Here is a 16,149-nt window from a genome sequence, read left to right on the forward strand (position 1 = left end):
GCGGCGTTAGCGTCGCCCGGGGGCCCCTCTCCTTCACCACCCCACCGCTCCGACAGAAGGGCCAGCCGCATGGATGTCCTGTTGAACAACCTCGACGTCTTCGTCCCGGCCTTCGGCAACACCCTGATTCTTTTTAGCGTCTCGCTCGTGTTCGCCCTGCTGATCGGTACGCTGGTCGGCGCGATGCGCGTCTCGCCCGTCCCGATCGCGCGCGCGGTCGGAACGGTCTACGTGAACACCATCCGCAACACTCCGCTCACGCTGGTGATGTTCTTCTTCGCGTTCGGCTATCCCAAGCTCGATCTGCCGAATGTCGACTACACGAACCTCGCGATTTGCGCCCTCAGCCTCTACACCGCGACCTATGTCGCGGAGGTGCTGCGCTCGGGGATCAACACCGTGCCGATCGGCCAGGCCGAGGCTGCTCGCGCGATCGGCCTCGATTTCGGCCTCACCATGACGCAGGTCGTCCTGCCGCAGGCCTTCCGCTCCGTCATCCCGCCGCTGATGAGCGTGCTGATCGCGCTGCTGAAGAACACCACTGTCGCCGCAGGCTTCTCGGTCGCGGAGGCGGGCACCATCGTCCGCGTGCTCAACGAGCGTGGCGAGAACAGCCTCATCGTCGTCCTCTGGGTGGCTGTGACTTTCGTGGTCCTGGTCACCCTGCTCTCGCTCGTCCAACGTCAGCTCGAGAAGAAGTGGAGGGTCGCCCGATGAGTTCCGTCCTCTTCGACAACCCGGGCCCCCGCGCCGTCCTGCGCAACCGCATTATCGGCGTCGTCGTCGTTCTAATGATCGCGATGTTCCTCGCCTTCGTGATCTGGCGCTTCGCCGAGTCTGGCCAGTTCAGTGCCTCGAAGTGGCGGGCATTCGGTTATCCGCTGGTGTGGCAGAGCATCGGAGCAGCGCTTGGCCAGACCCTGGCCGCCTTCGCCACCGCGGGCGTCGCCAGCATCGTGCTCGGACTGCTCCTCGCGATCGGCCGGCTCTCGGACCGCCGGTGGATCAGCATGCCGGTCACGCTCTTCATCGAGCTGTTTCGGGCGATCCCCGTGCTGATTCTGATGATGCTGATGTACTACGGCCTGCCGTTCGCGGGCCTCAAGCTCAGCCCCTATCTCGCCGTCGTCATCGCGCTGACCCTCTACAACGGCTCTGTCTTCTCCGAAATCTTCCGCGCCGGCATCGAAGCTCTTCCGCGCGGACAAAAGGAGGCGGGCTACGCGATCGGCTTGCGCAAGGCGGGTGTGATGCGTCTCATTCTGTTCCCGCAGGCGATTCGCTCGATGCTGCCCGTCATCATCGCCCAGCTCGTCGTCGCCCTCAAGGACACGGCACTCGGCTCGATCATCACCTACAACGAGTTGCTCTACTACGCCCGCTACCTCGGTAATCAGTCGAGCTTGGACAGTCCAATTATCCCCGCCGCGATCGTGATCGGCGCTATCTACATCGGCATTTGTCTCCTTCTCTCGGGGCTGGCGAAATGGATCGAGATCCGCACGAAGAGCGGAGGCCGCGGCGCGCGCGGCGGCCGAACGATCGGCGGACACCCGGCAGCCCGGGCTCAGACGGATACCCAGCTGATCGCTGTGCAGGATTGAGTGGTGAGGATCGCCCGGAGGGCGATCCTCACCGCGGTTGGCTTCTCCAGGTGGCTGGTTTCTGAGGAGCGTCTTGCGTTCGGCTAGGAAGAATCGCCGGCACGCGATTCTGCCGTTCGCCTCGAAGGTCCGGCTATCGCTCGGCGTCACCGGTGGCGGTGGTGCACGCCATCGCGGGCGAGACGGGGCGGGGCGGGGTACGCGCGGGCGGCGGGAGGGGGCAGAGGGGCTCGCCTACACTGGGGGATCGTGTCAGAGAGCAACCCGATCACCGATGAGGCCGTCTCCGCCGCGGTCGCCGACGCCCTCGCCGTCATCGGCGCGGCAAGCGACTCCACGGCCCTGAAGTCCGCCCGAGCAGCCCACCTGGGCGAGGGCTCAACCCTCGCCCGCCTCAACGCGCAGATGCGCTCCGTTCCGCCCGAGCACAAGGCCGCCTCCGGCAAGCTCGTCGGCGGGGCTCGGAAGCAGGTCGGTGACGCCTACGCCGCCCGGGAGGCGGAGCTGGTCAAGGCCGAGAACGCGGCCGCACTCGAGGCCGAGCGCGTGGACGTCACCGCCGGCGCCAGCTTCGTGCGCCGGGGCGCCCGCCATCCGCTCTCGCTGCTCCAGGAGTCGATCGCCGACGTCTTCGTCGGGATGGGTTGGGAGATCGCGGAGGGCCCGGAACTCGAGAACGAGTGGTTCAACTTCGATGCCCTGAACTTCGACGAGGACCACCCGGCCCGCGCCATGCAGGACACCTTCTTCGTCGATCCCGTCGGCTCGCACCTGGTGCTGCGCACGCACACCTCGCCGGTGCAGATCCGCTCGATGCTCGAGCGCCCGCTGCCGCTCTACGTCATCGCCCCCGGCCGGGTCTACCGCACTGATGAGCTGGATGCGACGCACACCCCCGTCTTCACCCAGTTCGAGGGCCTCGCCGTCGACCGCGGCCTAACGATGGCGCACCTGCGCGGCACCCTCGAGCACGTCGCCCGCATCCTCTTCGGCGACGACGCCCGCATCCGCCTGCGCCCCAACTACTTCCCCTTCACCGAGCCCAGCGCCGAACTCGACATCTGGCACCCCACTTTTGTCGGCGGCGCCCGCTGGATCGAGTGGGGCGGCTGCGGCATGGTCAATCCGAACGTGCTGCGCTCGGCCGGAATCGACCCGGAGGACTACTCCGGGTTCGCCTTCGGAATGGGGATCGAGCGGACCCTGATGTTCCGCAATGACGTGAAGGATATGCGCGACATGGTCGAGGGCGACGTCCGCTTCAGTGAGCAGTACGGGATGGTGATCTGATGCGGATCCCGCTGAGCTGGCTGGGGGAGTACGTCGACCTCGAGCACGACGTCACGACGGAGTCCGTGCATGCGGCCCTGGTGTCGGTCGGTCTGGAGGAGGAGGACGTCCACCGCTTCGAGGTGACCGGTCCCGTCGTCGTCGGCGAGGTGCTCGACCTCGCTCCCGAGCCTCAGAAGAACGGCAAGACGATCAACTGGTGCCGCGTGCGCGTGGCGCCGGAGGGACAGCGGGCGGCCGACGGCGGTGAGGACGTCCGCGGCATCGTCTGCGGCGCGCACAACTTCGCGGCCGGCGACAAGGTCGTCGTCTCGCTCCCGGGCGCGGTCCTGCCCGGCCCGTTCCCGATCTCGGCTCGAAAGACCTACGGCCATGTATCCGACGGGATGATCGCCTCAAGCCGCGAGCTCGGCGTCGGCGAGGAGCACGACGGCATCCTTCGCCTCGCCTCTCTCGGCCTCGACCCGGAGCCGGGCGCCGATGCGATCGCGCTCCTCGGACTCGACGACGCGGCGGTCGAGGTCAATGTGACCCCCGACCGCGGCTACGCCTTCTCGATCCGCGGCATCGCCCGCGAGTACGCGCACGCCACCGGAGCCGCCTTCCGCGACCCGGCGCAGGCGCTTGCGCCGCAGGAGCGCGCGGACTCCGCTCCCGTCTTCCCGGTGACGGTCGCCGACGAGGCCCCGATCCGGGGACGCACGGGCGCCTCGGTGTTCGTGACGCGCGTCGTCCGCGGGATCGACACATCGCGTCCGACGCCGCCGTGGATGCTTGCGCGACTGCGCCTTGCGGGAGTGCGCTCGATCTCGCTCGTGGTCGACATCACCAACTACGTGATGTTCGAACTCGGCCAGCCGCTGCACGGCTATGACCTGACGACCCTGAAGGGCGGCATCGTCGTGCGTCGCGCCGCACCCGGCGAGACCCTCGAGACGCTCGACGGGCAGCTGCGCCGTCTGCACGCTGAAGATCTCGTGATCGCTGACGACGGCGGGGCGATCGGCCTCGCCGGAGTGATGGGAGGCGCGCGCACCGAGATTTCGGGCTCCACCTCCGATGTCCTGATCGAGGCCGCGAATTTTGACCCGGTTTCGGTGGCGCGAACGGCCCGTCGGCACAAGCTGCCGAGCGAGGCGTCGCGGCGGTTCGAGCGCGGCGTCGACCCGCAGGTCGCGTCCGTCGCCGCCGCCCGCGCAGTGCAGCTCCTGGTGGAGCTCGCCGGGGGCACGGCGGACGAGCTCGGCTCGGTCCTCGCCGACCCGCGCAGGGCCGAGCCCATTGAGCTACCCGACGGCTACATCGCCGGGCTGATCGGTGTGGAGTACACGCTGGAGGAGATCCGCGGCGCCCTCGTCGAGATCGGCGCGTCGGTCGAGGTCGGCGGCTCGGGACTTCTGGTCACGCCGCCGAGCTGGCGTCCGGACCTGACGGATCGCGCGACGCTCGCGGAGGAGGTCGCCCGCATCGCTGGGTACGACCGGATCCCCGCAGTCCTCCCGGTCGCGCCTCCCGGGCGCGGCCTCACCCCGGGCCAGCGCCTGCGCCGCACCCTCGCTCAGGCGCTCGCCGCCGCGGGGCTGACCGAGGTCCTCTCCTACCCCTTCCTGTCCCGCTCAATGAACGACCGGTTCGGATCGGCCAGCGGAGAGCCGCAGGAGCAGATCACCCTCGCGAATCCGCTCGACGCGACCGCCGCCCAGCTGCGAATCTCGCTCCTGCCGGGGCTCGTCCAGGTCGCGGCCCGCAACCGCTCACGCGGCCTGGTCGACCTGGCCGTCTATGAGCTCGGCTCCGTGTTTCTCCCGGCGGCCGGACGCCCGTACGGCTCGGCTGCGCTGCCCGTCGGCGGCGCCCGTCCCTCTGTCGAGGTGGAGGCGGAACTGGACGCGGGGATCCCCCCACAGCCGCGCCACCTCGCTGCGCTGCTCACCGGCGCCGCCGTCGTGCGTCAGCCCGGAGTCGCCGGCCGCGACGTCGACTGGCGCGATGCACTTGACGTGGTCCGCGAGGTCGCCGCAGCGACGGGAGCCGAGCTGGTCCTTCGCCAGGGCGCTCACGCTGCGCTGCACCCGGGACGCACCGCCGAGGTCGTCCTCGACGGGGCTGTCATCGGCCACGCCGGCGAACTGCTGCCGGCGCTGGCCGAGGAGCTGGACCTGCCGCGCCGGGTCGCCGTGGTCGAGCTGGACCTCGAGCCGCTGATCGCTCGGGCCGGGAGGGTCGTCGTGGCCCGACCGGTCGGGGCGCTCCCCGCCGCGACCCAGGATCTCTCGCTCGTCGTTCCGATCGACATCGCCGCCGCCGACGTGCGCGCCGCCGTCTCCGAGGGCGCGGGGGAACTGCTCGAGGCGATCCGGCTGGTCGACGACTACCGGGGCACCGGGCTCGCCGAGGGTACGAAGTCGCTGACCTTCGCGTTGCGCTTCCGCGCGGCGGACCGCACGCTCACCGCGGCCGAAGCGACGGTGGCCAAGGAGAGTGGGGTGGCCGTGGCGGCGGAGCGTTTCGGCGCTCGCCTGCGCGAGTGATGGCGGGGCCCCGACCGGCGTCCCCGGGCGGGGCCCCGCGTCCGCACCGGCTAGGCTCTCCGGCATGACTTTCTCCGTGGCGGTGGCCGGTGCGAGTGGCTACGCGGGCGGCGAGCTCCTGCGTCTGCTCGCCGATCACCCCGAGTTCGAGGTGCGGACCGTCACGGCACACGCCAACGCGGGGCAGCCCCTGGTCGCCGTGCATCCGCATCTGCGCTCGCTGCGCGACCTCGTCCTCGTCGACACGACTACCGAGAACCTCGCCGGTCACGACGTCGTTTTCCTTGCCCTCCCGCACGGGAAATCCGGCGAGATTACCGCGACCCTTCCCGAGGGGGTCCTCGTCGTGGACTGCGGTGCCGACCACCGGTTGACCGACCCGCAGGATTGGGCCGACTACTACGGCGGCGACTTCGCCGGAGCCTGGCCCTATGGTCTCCCCGAGCTGCTGATCGGCGGTGGCGGGCGCAAGCAGCGCGAGGCGCTCGCCGGAGTGCGGCGCGTCGCTGTCCCCGGTTGCAACGTCACCGCGATCACGCTCGGCCTAGCCCCTGGACTGCACGCCGGCGTGATCGAGCCGTCCGACCTCGTCTCGGTGCTGGCCGTCGGTCCCTCCGGTGCGGGCAAGAGCCTACGCACCGACCTCCTCGCCAGCGAGCTCCTCGGCTCCGCGCACGCCTACGGCCTCGGCGGTGCGCACCGCCACAACCCCGAGATCCGGCAGAACCTCCTCCTCGCCGGCGCCGGTCCGGTCTCGATCTCGTTCACCCCGGTTCTCGTACCGATGTCGCGCGGGATCCTGGCGACCTCCACGGCGAGGCTCGCCCCCGGAGTCTCCGCGCAGGACGTCCGAGCCGCGTGGGAGACCGCCTATGGCGAGGAGACCTTCGTGCAGTTGCTCCCGGAGGGGTCCTTCCCGCGGACCGCCGACGTGGTGGGCGCGAACATGGCGCTGATCGGCCTCGCCGTCGATGAGCGCGCGCGCCGCGTCGTCGTGGTCTCGGCCATCGACAACCTGGTCAAGGGCACCGCGGGCGCGGCCGTTCAATCGAGCAACATCGCCCTGGGACTTCCCGAGTCCCTCGGGTTGAGCGTGAATGGAGTCGCGCCGTGAGCGTCACCGCAGCAGCAGGGTTCCGCGCGGCCGGGGTCGTCGCGGGGCTGAAGTCGACCGGTGCGCGCGATGTCGCCCTCGTGCAGAACCTCGGCCCGCTGCAGAGCGCGGCCGCCGTCTTCACAAGCAACCGCTGCAAGGCCAACCCGGTCCTGTGGAGCGAGCAGGTGATGCGCGACGGCGTCGTCTCGGCGATCGTCCTCAACTCCGGCGGGGCCAACTGCTACACGGGTGCACAGGGCTTCCAGGTCACCCACCGCACGGCGGAACTCGTGGGCGAAAGTCTCGAGGTCTCCGCCGCCGACGTGCTCGTCTGCTCCACGGGGCTGATCGGCGACCAGCTCGATCTCGGGAAGCTCACCGCCGGGGTGGCCGACGCCTCTGCCGAGCTCGCCGAGGGCGCGGACGCGGGGGAGTCCGCAGCCCGGGCGATCATGACCACCGACACGGTCCCGAAGCAGTCGGTGGTCCGCTCCGAGCAGGGCTGGAGCATCGGCGGGATGGCCAAGGGTGCGGGAATGCTCGCGCCGGGACTGGCCACGATGCTGGTGCTGATCACGACCGACGCGGCGCTCGACTCCGCCGCCCTCGACTCCGCCCTGCGCGCCGCGACCCGAGTCACCTTCGACCGCCTCGACTCCGATGGCTGCATGTCGACCAACGACACTGTCGCGCTGCTCGCGAGCGGCGCCAGCGGTGTCGAGGCCGACCCGAACGACTTCACCGAGGCGCTGACCGCCCTCTGCCGCGACCTCACTCTCCAGCTACAGGCCGACGCGGAGGGCGCCGCCCACGATGTCGCGATCCGCGTGCTGAACGCGGCGACCGAGGACGAGGCCGTGGTGGTCGCCCGCGCCATCTCGAGGAGCAACCTCGTCAAGGCCGCACTCTTCGGCAACGACCCCAACTGGGGCCGGGTCCTCGCCGCCGTCGGCACGACCGACGCGCAGTTCGACCCGTACGGTATCGACGTCGCGATGAACGGCGTGCAGGTCTGCCGCGCGGGCGAGCCGCACGAGAGCCGCGACCTGGTCGACCTCGCGCCTCGGCAGGTCGCCGTCGACATCGACCTGCACGCTGGAGACGCGACGGCCACGATCTGGACCAACGACCTCACGCACGACTACGTGCACGAGAACTCTGCGTACTCGAGCTGAGGCGGCTGTGAGCGAGGACACCCCCACCACGGCGAAGAGCCGCGCCGAGCGCGACGCCGCACCCGCGAAGGCCGCGACGCTGATCGAGGCGCTGCCCTGGCTGCGGAGCTTCCACGCCCGCACGATGGTGATCAAGTTCGGCGGCAACGCGATGGTCTCGGAGGAGCTGCAGCGCTCCTTTGCCCAGGACATGGTCTACCTGCGCTACGCAGGGATCCGCCCCGTCGTCGTGCATGGCGGCGGTCCGCAAATCTCGCGGATGCTGGACCGGCTCGGCATCGCCAGCGAGTTCCGCGGCGGCTACCGCGTCACGAGCCCGGAGGCGATGGAGGTGGTCCGGATGGTGCTCACCGGCAGCATCAGCCGCGACATCGTCCGCCGGATCAACGAGCACGGTCCGCTGGCGGCCGGTATCTCGGGCGAGGACGCGGGCCTGTTCGTCGGGCGCCGCCGCGGCGTCGTCATCGACGGCGAGGAGCACGACCTCGGCCTGGTCGGCGACGTGATCGCCGTCGACCCTGCCGCCGTCCTCGCGCAATTGGAGGCCGGGCGGATCCCGGTCGTGTCGTCGATCGCCCCCGACGCCGACGATCCGACCCAGTCCCTCAACGTCAATGCCGATGCGGCTGCTGCCGCGCTGGCGGTCGCACTCGGCGCCGAGAAGCTCGTCGTCCTCACCGACGTGGCCGGTCTGTACTCCGACTGGCCCGACCGCGAGTCGCTCGTCTCGCACATCCGCTCGGACGACCTCGCAGCCCTGCTGCCCTCGCTCGAGTCGGGGATGATCCCCAAGATGACCGCCTGCCTCGACGCCGTGCGCGGCGGAGTGCCCAAGGCCGCCATCATCGACGGCCGCATCCCGCACTCGATCCTGCTCGAAGTGTTCACCTCGGAGGGCATCGGCACCGAAGTCGTCGCCTCGCTCGATCCCCGCGACCGGGAGCGAAGGTCGGGCCGCTGATCCTCAGCGGCCCCGGCTCCGAGCGTCCATCCCGCCCCGGGCGGGCGCACCGTCGGCCCTCGTGGCCGGACCGCTCCGATCGAAAGGCCACTATGTCCACCTCTACGACCGCGTCCCGCACCGAGGCGGCCCGTGAGCGCTACTCGAGCGCGATGATGCAGACCTTTGCGTCTCCGCTCGCCGTACTCGAGCGCGGGGAGGGCTGCCGGGTCTGGGATGTCGACGGCCGTGAGTACCTCGACTTCCTCGGCGGCATCGCGGTCAACTCGCTCGGCCACGCGCATCCCGTCTTCGTCGAGGCCGTGTCCCGCCAGGCGAGCGCACTCGCTCACGTCTCGAACTATTTCGCGACCGCCCCACAGATCGAGCTGGCCGAGACCCTGCGCCGCCTGACCGGTGCCGGAGACGAGGGCCGCGTCTTCTTCGCCAACTCCGGTACCGAGGCGAATGAGGCGGCCTTCAAGCTGGCGCGACTCAACGCGGCCGGCGGGCGGCACCGCATTCTCGCCCTGCAGAACGCGTTCCACGGGCGGTCGATGGGCTCGCTCGCCCTGACCGGCAAGGTCGCCATGCGCGCGCCGTTCGAGCCGATGCCCGGCGGTGTCGAGCATCTCGAGGCGAGCATCGGTGCTCTGGAGGCCACGCTCGACGAGTCGGTCGCCGCGCTGATCGTCGAGCCGATTCAGGGGGAGGCGGGCGTCATCCCGCTTCCGGTCGGCTACCTGGAGCGTGCGCGCGAGCTCACCCGCCAGCACGGCGCCCTGCTCATCGTCGATGAGATTCAGACCGGCGTCGGACGGACCGGGCGCTGGTTCGCCTACCAGGAGGCCGAGATCCTCCCCGATGCGATCACCCTGGCCAAAGGGCTCGGCGGCGGTTTCCCCATCGGAGCCCTGGTGACCTTCGGCGAGGCGTCCTCCCTCCTGCGGAAGGGCCAGCACGGCAGCACCTTCGGCGGCAACCCGCTCGCGACCGCGGTTGCAGGCGCCGTGCTCGCCGAGATCGAGCGCGCCGACCTGCTCGGCAATGCCCGGGAGCGCGGCAATCAGATCGTTGAGGCGTTGACCGCGCTCGACTCGCCGCTGATCGCCGGGGTCCGCGGAGCCGGGCTGCTCCTGGGCATCGCGCTGACTCGCCCGGTCGCCGCCGAGCTCGCCGCCGCCTGCCTCGATGCCGGCCTGATCGTGAACGCCGCGAACGACTCGAGCATTCGTCTCGCGCCGCCGCTCGTCGTGGCCGCCGCCGATGTCGCCGAATTCGCCGAGCGCCTCGGCCGCGCCCTGCAGACCCTCTGACCCCGTACCTCCACTGAAAGCGACCAGCACCGTGACCCGCCACTTCCTCCGCGACGACGACATCACTCCCGCCGAGCAGGCCGAGATCCTCGATCTCGCCCTCGACCTCAAGCGCGTCCGCTTCGCCCGAAAGCCCCTCGCCGGACCGCAGACCGTCGCGGTGATCTTCGATAAGTCCTCCACGCGCACCCGCGTCTCCTTCGCCGTCGGCATCGCCGATCTCGGTGGCAGCCCACTGATCATCTCGACCGCGAGCAGCCAGCTCGGCGGTAAGGAGACCGCGTCGGACACCGCGCGCGTCCTGGAGCGCCAGGTCGCCGCAATCGTCTGGCGCACCTACGCGCAGTCGGGCCTGGAGCAGATGGCGCGCGGCACCCGCGTGCCGGTGGTCAACGCGCTCTCGGACGAGTTCCACCCCTGCCAGCTGCTCGCCGATCTGCTGACCATCCGCGAGCACCGCGGACGTCTGGCGGGTCTCACCCTTACCTTCTTCGGCGACGGCGCGAGCAACATGGCGCACTCGTACCTCCTCGCGGGAGCGACGGCCGGGATGCACGTCCGCATCGTCTCACCGGAGTCGTACGCCCCCGACCCGGCGGTCCTCGCCGACGCTCAGCGCATCGCCGCGATCACCGGCGGGTCGGCGATCATCACGACCAACCCCGCGGAGGGCGCTGCGGGCTCCGACATCGTGATCACCGACACCTGGGTCTCGATGGGCAAGGAGGACGAGAAGGCCGCGCGGGTCGCCACCTTCGGCGCCTACCGCGTCGACGCGGGAACGATGTCCGCTGCGGCTCCCGACGCCCTGTTCCTGCACTGCCTGCCGGCCGACCGCGGCTACGAGGTGACCGCGGATGTGATCGACGGCCCGCAGAGTGTGGTGTGGGACGAGGCGGAGAACCGCCTGCACGCGCAGAAGGCCTTGCTCGTGTGGCTCCTGGAGCGCGCGGGCGCCCCCGACGCCGCTCAGTAGACTCGACAGCCGAACCGAGGAGAACCATGACGGAACGACCCTCCGCCCGCGCGGGCGAGGCCGGAGCGCTCTGGGGCGGCCGATTCGCCGGCGGCCCCTCGCCCGAACTCGCCGCGCTCTCGAAGTCGACGCACTTCGACTGGCAGCTCGCCCCCTACGACCTGGCCGGCTCCCGCGCTCACGCCCGCGCCCTGGCCGCGGCGGGTTACCTCGACGACGCCGAACTTCCCGCGATGCTGAGCGCCCTCGACCGGCTCGACGCGGCCGTCGCCGACGGGCGCTTCACGGCCGACGAGTCCGACGAGGACGTGCACGGCGCCCTCGAGCGCGGGCTGATGCTCGAGGCCGGCCCCGAACTGGGCGGCAAGCTGCGCGCCGGCCGCTCGCGCAACGACCAGATCGCGACCTTCGTGCGGATGTACCTCCGCGACCACGCCGCAGTCGTCTCGGAGCTGGTAGTGCAGCTCATCGACGCGCTCGCCGCACAGGCCTCGGCGCATCCGGCCGCGATCATGCCGGGCCGCACCCACCTCCAGCACGCCCAGCCGGTGCTGCTCGCGCACCATCTGCTCGCTCACGGCTGGGCGCTGCTGCGCGATCTGGAGCGGCTGCGCGACTGGGCGGTCAGAGCCGACGTCTCGCCCTACGGATCGGGAGCGCTCGCCGGATCCACGCTCGGCCTCGACGCCGAGGCGGTCGCCCGCGATCTCGGCTTCGCGGCGAGCGTGCCCAACTCGATCGACGGCACCGCCAGCCGCGACCTGGTCGCCGAGTTCGCGTTCGTGAGCGCGATGATCGGGATCGACGTCTCGCGGATCGCGGAGGAGATCATCCTCTGGAACACGCGCGAGTTCGCGTTCGTCACCCTCGACGACGGCTACTCGACCGGGTCGTCGATCATGCCGCAGAAGAAGAACCCCGACATCGCTGAACTCGCCCGCGGCAAATCCGGTCGGCTGCTCGGCAACCTCACGGGACTGCTCGCGACCCTCAAGGCGCTGCCGCTGGCCTACAACCGCGACCTTCAGGAGGACAAGGAGCCGGTCTTTGACTCGGTGACCACCCTCGAGGTCCTGCTGCCCGCCTTCAGCGGCATGATCGCGACCCTCACCTTCCACACCGATCGGATGGCGGAGCTGGCGCCGCAGGGCTTCTCGCTCGCGACCGACGTCGCCGAGTGGTTGGTGAAGAAGCATGTGCCCTTCCGCGACGCGCACGAGATCACCGGCGAACTGGTCAAGCTGGCGGAGTCGCGCGGGCTCGGACTCGAGGCCCTCGACGACGACGCTCTCGTCTCGGTCTCGCCGCTGCTCACGCCCGATGTCCGCTCGGTGCTCAGCATCGAGGGGTCGGTCGCGAGCCGCGACGGAGTCGGGGGCACGGCTCCCGACCGGGTCGCGGAGCAGCTCGCCCAGCTGACCGAGCGCGTACGGGTCGTCCGCGGCTCACTCCACGGGGAGCGCTCGTGACCCTTCGCGGCACTCCCGGCGACGACGGCCGCCCGCCGCTGCGCCCCTGGCAGCAGCGAACCCTGGTGATCGTCGCCGCCGTCGTGATCGTCGCCGTGATCGCGATCACTCTGCTGTCGGGCCAGAGCTTCTTCTAGGCGTGGCCCTGCCGGATCTCTCGCGCTCGGCTCTCGAGGTCGCCCCGGAGCTGCTCGGACGTGTCCTCCTGCATCGCACGCGGGAGGGTGTGGTCGGTGTCCGACTGACGGAGGTGGAGGCGTACCTCGGCGTCGGCGAGGACCCGGGCTCGCACGCTTATCGCGGCCCGACTGCGGGGACGGCGCCGATGTTCGGTGCGCCCGGGTCCGTCTACGCCTACTTCAGCTACGGGATGCATACATGTCTCAACATCGTCTGCTCGCCGGTGGGCACCGCGTCGGCGGTGCTGCTGCGCGCGGGCGACATTGTCGCGGGGGAGGAGCTGGCCCTGCTCCGGCGGGGTCCCGTCCGGCATCGGGACATTGCCCGCGGGCCCGCCCGGCTCGCGAAGGCACTCGGCGTCCAACTCTCGGAGTCGGGCGATCCGCTCGAGGCGGCGTTCGAACTGCTGCCGGGGCGGCCGCCTTCCACCGTCGCCGCCGGCCCGCGGACCGGGGTCTCGGGAGTCGGTGGCGGCGACGAGTTTCCGTGGCGCTTTAGCATCCCGGGCGAGCCGACCGTCTCGCCCTACCGGCGGGCGGTACCCCGGCGCCCGCCCGGAGCTCTGCCGGCGAGGTAGAGCCGGGCGTGCGCCAGCCCGTGGTTTAGCCCGTTAGGTAGAGCCGGCCGAGTATGCCGAGCGCCGCCGACCAGGCAAGGCTCGCCAGCGTGCCAATGATGAACCGCTCGCGCGCCTCCGGGGACGCGAGCTCGCTGAACCGGCCGACGCCCTTGATCGCCACGACGACCGCGATCCCCTCGGGCAGGCCGCTCATTAGGGTGCCGGCGGTAGCGATGCGCTCGAGGACGCCGATCGTCGTGCCGCCGCGCAGCACCTCGATCGGCTGCCCGATCGCCGAGGGCGCGCCTGCGCTCGCCGGCCGGAAGCCTCCGGCCACCATGATTCCGCCGTGTGTGCCGGTGCGGGAGTCGGCTGTGGCCAGGTCGAGGGTGAGCAGCACGATCGGACTGCCGCCGACGATCGCCAGGGCGAAGGCGAGGACAGTCACCAGCACGGAGTGGATCGGCGGTGCAGAGGGCCCGGCGATCGCCGTCAGGAGGAATGCGGCGGCCGCCGCAGCCAGCGCGATCCAGGCCAGCTGCGGTCGGCGCAGCCGCACGGCGAGCACCGCTCCGGCGAGCCCGCCGAGGAGCACGAGCACGACTCCTGTCCAGGAGGCGGGCTGGAGCGCCGAGGCGAGCAGCAGTGCGGGGGAGCCGGGGGCGGCCGTCATCGGGGGGTCCTCTCGTCGGTGGGGTCGAGCGTACGGTCGACCACCGTCAGCAGCCGTGCGAGCGCGTCGCGCGCCGGCGTGTCCAGTCGGGCGCTCGCCGCGCGGACTCGGAGGCTGACCGCCTGCGGGCTGACGGCGAGGTGCTCGGCGGCGTCCTTCTGTGAGAGGCCGCTCTCGATCAGGTCGACGATCTGCCAGCCGGCCTCCGTGCGCGCGTCGCGCAGGAGCAGGAGCGGATCGATCAGCGCCAGGACGTCGGCCGATGCGGGAGCGTCCGCGTCGGGCGCGTCGGGGTCGAGGGAGAAGCGGGTCGGCCGGCCCTTCGCGGCCTCGACCGCCCGGCGCGCCGCGAAGTACGCCTCGCCGCGCGCCGCCCTCGTGGTTGTGGGGAGTGGCCGATCGACGGGGCCGATGCCGAGCCCGATGCTCCAGTGGCCGGTGCGGTGCAGGTCGAGCACGAGCGCGACGACGACGTCGGCCCGGTCGAGTACGAACTGGAACTCATCGCCGGCGGTGCGTTCCGGCGGCAGGACGAAGGAGTCGCCGCCCCGGGTGAGGAGGCTCGCGATAGCCTGCTCGACGCGGTCGACGTCGTGTCTGCTGTCGCGCTGATCTGCGGTGATGACGAACATGGCACCTCCGTGGTCAAGTATCTAGGCTTGATCTCACCCGATCAAGCCACACAGCTTGATCGCTGATTTTTCCGCCGGTGCCGCCACGCTAGCCTGGGGTCGTGACCGACCAGGACCTCCCCGGCTCCGTACCGAGCCCTCAGCTCGACCCCGCCTTCGATTCCGTCTGGGACGAGCTGGTCTGGCGAGGATCGGTGCACGTCTCGACCGACGCCGCGGCGCTGCGCGAGCTGCTGTCGGGGGAGCCGATCACCTACTACTGCGGATTCGACCCGACGGCCCCCAGCCTCCACCTCGGCAATCTGGTGCAACTGATCCTGATGCGCAGGCTCCAGCTCGCCGGACACCGTCCGCTCGGACTCGTCGGTGGCTCGACCGGTCTGATCGGAGATCCCCGGCCGACCGCGGAGCGGACTCTGAACTCCCGCGAGACGGTGATCGAGTGGGTGCAGCGCTTGCAAGCCCAGGTCTCGCGTTTCGTTCCGGCCGAGGGTGACAACGGGATGCGCCTGGTCAACAACCTCGACTGGACCGCTCCGCTCTCCGCGATCGACTTCCTTCGTGAGATCGGCAAGCACTTCCGCGTGGGCACCATGCTCAAAAAGGACGCCGTCAGTGCGCGCCTAAACTCGGACGCGGGGATCAGCTACACCGAGTTCAGCTACCAGATCCTGCAGGGGCTCGACTACCTCGAGCTGTACCGGCAATACGGATGCGTGCTGCAGACCGGTGGCAGCGACCAGTGGGGCAACCTCACCAGCGGAACCGATCTGATCCACCGCACGGAGGGCGTTTCGGTGCACGCCATCGGAACTCCGCTGGTGATGAACTCCGACGGCACCAAGTTCGGCAAGAGCGAGGGCAACGCCGTCTGGCTCGACCCCGAGCTAACCAGCCCGTATTCGTTCTACCAGTTCTGGGTCAACACCGATGACCGCGACGTCGTCGACCGCCTGCGGATCTTCACGTTCCTCCCTCGGACGGAGATCGAGCGGCTCGAGCGGGCAAGTGCGCAGGAGCCGTTCCGACGCGAGGCGCAGCGTGCCCTCGCGTGGGAGGTCACCTCCTTGGTGCACGGAGCGGAGGTAACGCGAGCGGTGATCGCCGCATCCGCCGCGCTTTTCGGCAAGGGCTCACTGGAGGGGATTGATCCGGCCATCCTCCGCGGAGCGCTCGAGGCGGTCCCCTCGATGGACGCCGGTGCGGGAACGCCGGCTTTGCAGGCGTTCGTCGAGACGGGGCTCGTCGCCAGCATGGGGGAGGCCCGGCGCGCTCTCGCCCAGGGCGGGCTCTCTGTGAACAACGTCGCGCTCGCGTCGGAATCCGTCACCCTCGAGGAGCTGCCGCTGATCGAGGGGATCGCGGTACTCCGCCGCGGCAAGAAAAGCTTCGCCGGAGCGTTCGTCCGCTGATCGCGCCCGGCTGCGGCGTGGGTAAGTTCGCGGAGACGCGACGGGCCCGACCACGAATTGCGACACGCCCGGGACACGGGTGATTTGCCGGGCGGCGAGCGCCGACGTAATGTAACTCCTCGTCACCCCAAAGGAGCGGCGAGCGAGTGTCCGGCGCGGAGCGTCAAGACCAGCTGGCCCACCTCAAGCGGGGACCATCTACTCGCTCCCAGGTCTGTTCGAGACTCGTCTCGTGAAGGCTGTGGGATGGCGAGTGTAAGATGCACAGCCTCCACGGGACACGGTCCCGGCCTCGA

15 protein-coding genes are annotated in these 16,149 nt (G+C 70.4%); 13 read left to right on the forward strand and 2 right to left on the reverse strand.

Going from position 1 to position 16,149, the window contains the following annotated elements; genetic code table 11:
* Positions 1 to 69: 69 nt before the first annotated feature.
* From C1O28_RS04330 to C1O28_RS04380, 12 genes are all read left to right on the forward strand, one after another.
* Positions 70 to 717 carry an amino acid ABC transporter permease gene (locus C1O28_RS04330; protein WP_097166434.1) on the forward strand — a complete coding sequence of 216 codons (648 nt, stop codon included), beginning with the start codon at positions 70 to 72 and terminating at the stop codon, positions 715 to 717.
* Positions 714 to 1,604, forward strand: a complete 891-nt coding sequence (locus C1O28_RS04335) for an amino acid ABC transporter permease (RefSeq protein ID WP_097166687.1) — start codon at positions 714 to 716, stop codon at positions 1,602 to 1,604. The genes C1O28_RS04330 and C1O28_RS04335 overlap by 4 nt, the downstream gene beginning before the upstream one ends.
* Positions 1,605 to 1,853: 249 nt before the next feature.
* Positions 1,854 to 2,894, forward strand: a complete 1,041-nt coding sequence (gene pheS, locus C1O28_RS04340) for a phenylalanine--tRNA ligase subunit alpha (protein WP_097166433.1) — start codon at positions 1,854 to 1,856, stop codon at positions 2,892 to 2,894.
* Complete coding sequence (gene pheT / locus C1O28_RS04345; protein WP_097166432.1) at positions 2,894 to 5,425, forward strand: phenylalanine--tRNA ligase subunit beta; 2,532 nt, start codon at positions 2,894 to 2,896, stop codon at positions 5,423 to 5,425. Before pheS ends, pheT begins: the two co-directional genes overlap by 1 nt.
* A gap of 64 nt (positions 5,426 to 5,489) precedes the next feature.
* Positions 5,490 to 6,539, forward strand: a complete 1,050-nt coding sequence (argC, locus tag C1O28_RS04350) for an N-acetyl-gamma-glutamyl-phosphate reductase (RefSeq protein ID WP_097166431.1) — start codon at positions 5,490 to 5,492, stop codon at positions 6,537 to 6,539.
* Entirely contained in the window at positions 6,536 to 7,696 is a 1,161-nt protein-coding gene (argJ, locus tag C1O28_RS04355; RefSeq protein WP_097166430.1) for a bifunctional glutamate N-acetyltransferase/amino-acid acetyltransferase ArgJ, read from the forward strand. The genes argC and argJ overlap by 4 nt, the downstream gene beginning before the upstream one ends.
* A 7-nt stretch (positions 7,697 to 7,703) precedes the next feature.
* Positions 7,704 to 8,657, forward strand: a complete 954-nt coding sequence (argB, locus tag C1O28_RS04360; RefSeq protein WP_181024727.1) for an acetylglutamate kinase — start codon at positions 7,704 to 7,706, stop codon at positions 8,655 to 8,657.
* Positions 8,658 to 8,749: 92 nt separating this feature from the next.
* Positions 8,750 to 9,952, forward strand: coding sequence for an acetylornithine transaminase (locus tag C1O28_RS04365; protein ID WP_097166428.1), 1,203 nt, complete (start codon positions 8,750 to 8,752; stop codon positions 9,950 to 9,952).
* Positions 9,953 to 9,983: 31 nt separating this feature from the next.
* Entirely contained in the window at positions 9,984 to 10,928 is a 945-nt protein-coding gene (gene argF / locus C1O28_RS04370; RefSeq protein WP_097166427.1) for an ornithine carbamoyltransferase, read from the forward strand.
* Between the two features lie 26 nt (positions 10,929 to 10,954).
* Positions 10,955 to 12,397, forward strand: coding sequence for an argininosuccinate lyase (gene argH, locus C1O28_RS04375; protein WP_097166426.1), 1,443 nt, complete (start codon positions 10,955 to 10,957; stop codon positions 12,395 to 12,397).
* Positions 12,394 to 12,534: a hypothetical protein gene (locus C1O28_RS15060; protein ID WP_160487591.1), complete on the forward strand. Its 141-nt coding sequence runs from the start codon at positions 12,394 to 12,396 to the stop codon at positions 12,532 to 12,534. Before argH ends, C1O28_RS15060 begins: the two co-directional genes overlap by 4 nt.
* A 2-nt stretch (positions 12,535 to 12,536) precedes the next feature.
* The gene (locus C1O28_RS04380; RefSeq protein WP_097166425.1) at positions 12,537 to 13,154 is read left to right on the forward strand and encodes a DNA-3-methyladenine glycosylase; all 618 of its coding nucleotides are present in this window, start codon (positions 12,537 to 12,539) and stop codon (positions 13,152 to 13,154) included.
* Between the two features lie 25 nt (positions 13,155 to 13,179).
* On the opposite strand, the gene C1O28_RS04385 is transcribed toward C1O28_RS04380, so the two are convergent.
* The gene (locus tag C1O28_RS04385; RefSeq protein ID WP_237398271.1) at positions 13,180 to 13,809 is read right to left on the reverse strand and encodes a hypothetical protein; all 630 of its coding nucleotides are present in this window, start codon (positions 13,807 to 13,809) and stop codon (positions 13,180 to 13,182) included.
* Entirely contained in the window at positions 13,806 to 14,441 is a 636-nt protein-coding gene (locus tag C1O28_RS04390) for a DNA-binding protein (RefSeq protein WP_097166424.1), read from the reverse strand. Before C1O28_RS04390 ends, C1O28_RS04385 begins: the two co-directional genes overlap by 4 nt.
* Positions 14,442 to 14,542: 101 nt before the next feature.
* Here C1O28_RS04390 and tyrS point away from each other — a divergent pair, with 101 nt between their 5' ends.
* Positions 14,543 to 15,853 carry a tyrosine--tRNA ligase gene (gene tyrS, locus C1O28_RS04395; RefSeq protein ID WP_097166423.1) on the forward strand — a complete coding sequence of 437 codons (1,311 nt, stop codon included), beginning with the start codon at positions 14,543 to 14,545 and terminating at the stop codon, positions 15,851 to 15,853.
* The last annotated feature ends 296 nt before the right edge of the window (positions 15,854 to 16,149 follow it).

Source organism: Rathayibacter rathayi, from assembly GCF_004011095.1.
Taxonomy (GTDB): domain Bacteria; phylum Actinomycetota; class Actinomycetes; order Actinomycetales; family Microbacteriaceae; genus Rathayibacter; species Rathayibacter rathayi.

What these genes read in the sequence shown, in the direction of transcription:
- C1O28_RS04330 (WP_097166434.1), top strand. Translation starts at nt 70, where the DNA reads ATGGATGTCCTGTTGAACAACCTCGACGTCTTCGTCCCGGCCTTCGGC.
- C1O28_RS04335 (WP_097166687.1), top strand. Translation starts at nt 714, where the DNA reads ATGAGTTCCGTCCTCTTCGACAACCCGGGCCCCCGCGCCGTCCTGCGC.
- pheT (WP_097166432.1), top strand. Translation starts at nt 2,894, where the DNA reads ATGCGGATCCCGCTGAGCTGGCTGGGGGAGTACGTCGACCTCGAGCAC.
- argC (WP_097166431.1), top strand. Translation starts at nt 5,490, where the DNA reads ATGACTTTCTCCGTGGCGGTGGCCGGTGCGAGTGGCTACGCGGGCGGC.
- C1O28_RS04365 (WP_097166428.1), top strand. Translation starts at nt 8,750, where the DNA reads ATGTCCACCTCTACGACCGCGTCCCGCACCGAGGCGGCCCGTGAGCGC.
- argH (WP_097166426.1), top strand. Translation starts at nt 10,955, where the DNA reads ATGACGGAACGACCCTCCGCCCGCGCGGGCGAGGCCGGAGCGCTCTGG.
- C1O28_RS04385 (WP_237398271.1), bottom strand. Translation starts at nt 13,809, where the DNA reads ATGACGGCCGCCCCCGGCTCCCCCGCACTGCTGCTCGCCTCGGCGCTC.
- C1O28_RS04390 (WP_097166424.1), bottom strand. Translation starts at nt 14,441, where the DNA reads ATGTTCGTCATCACCGCAGATCAGCGCGACAGCAGACACGACGTCGAC.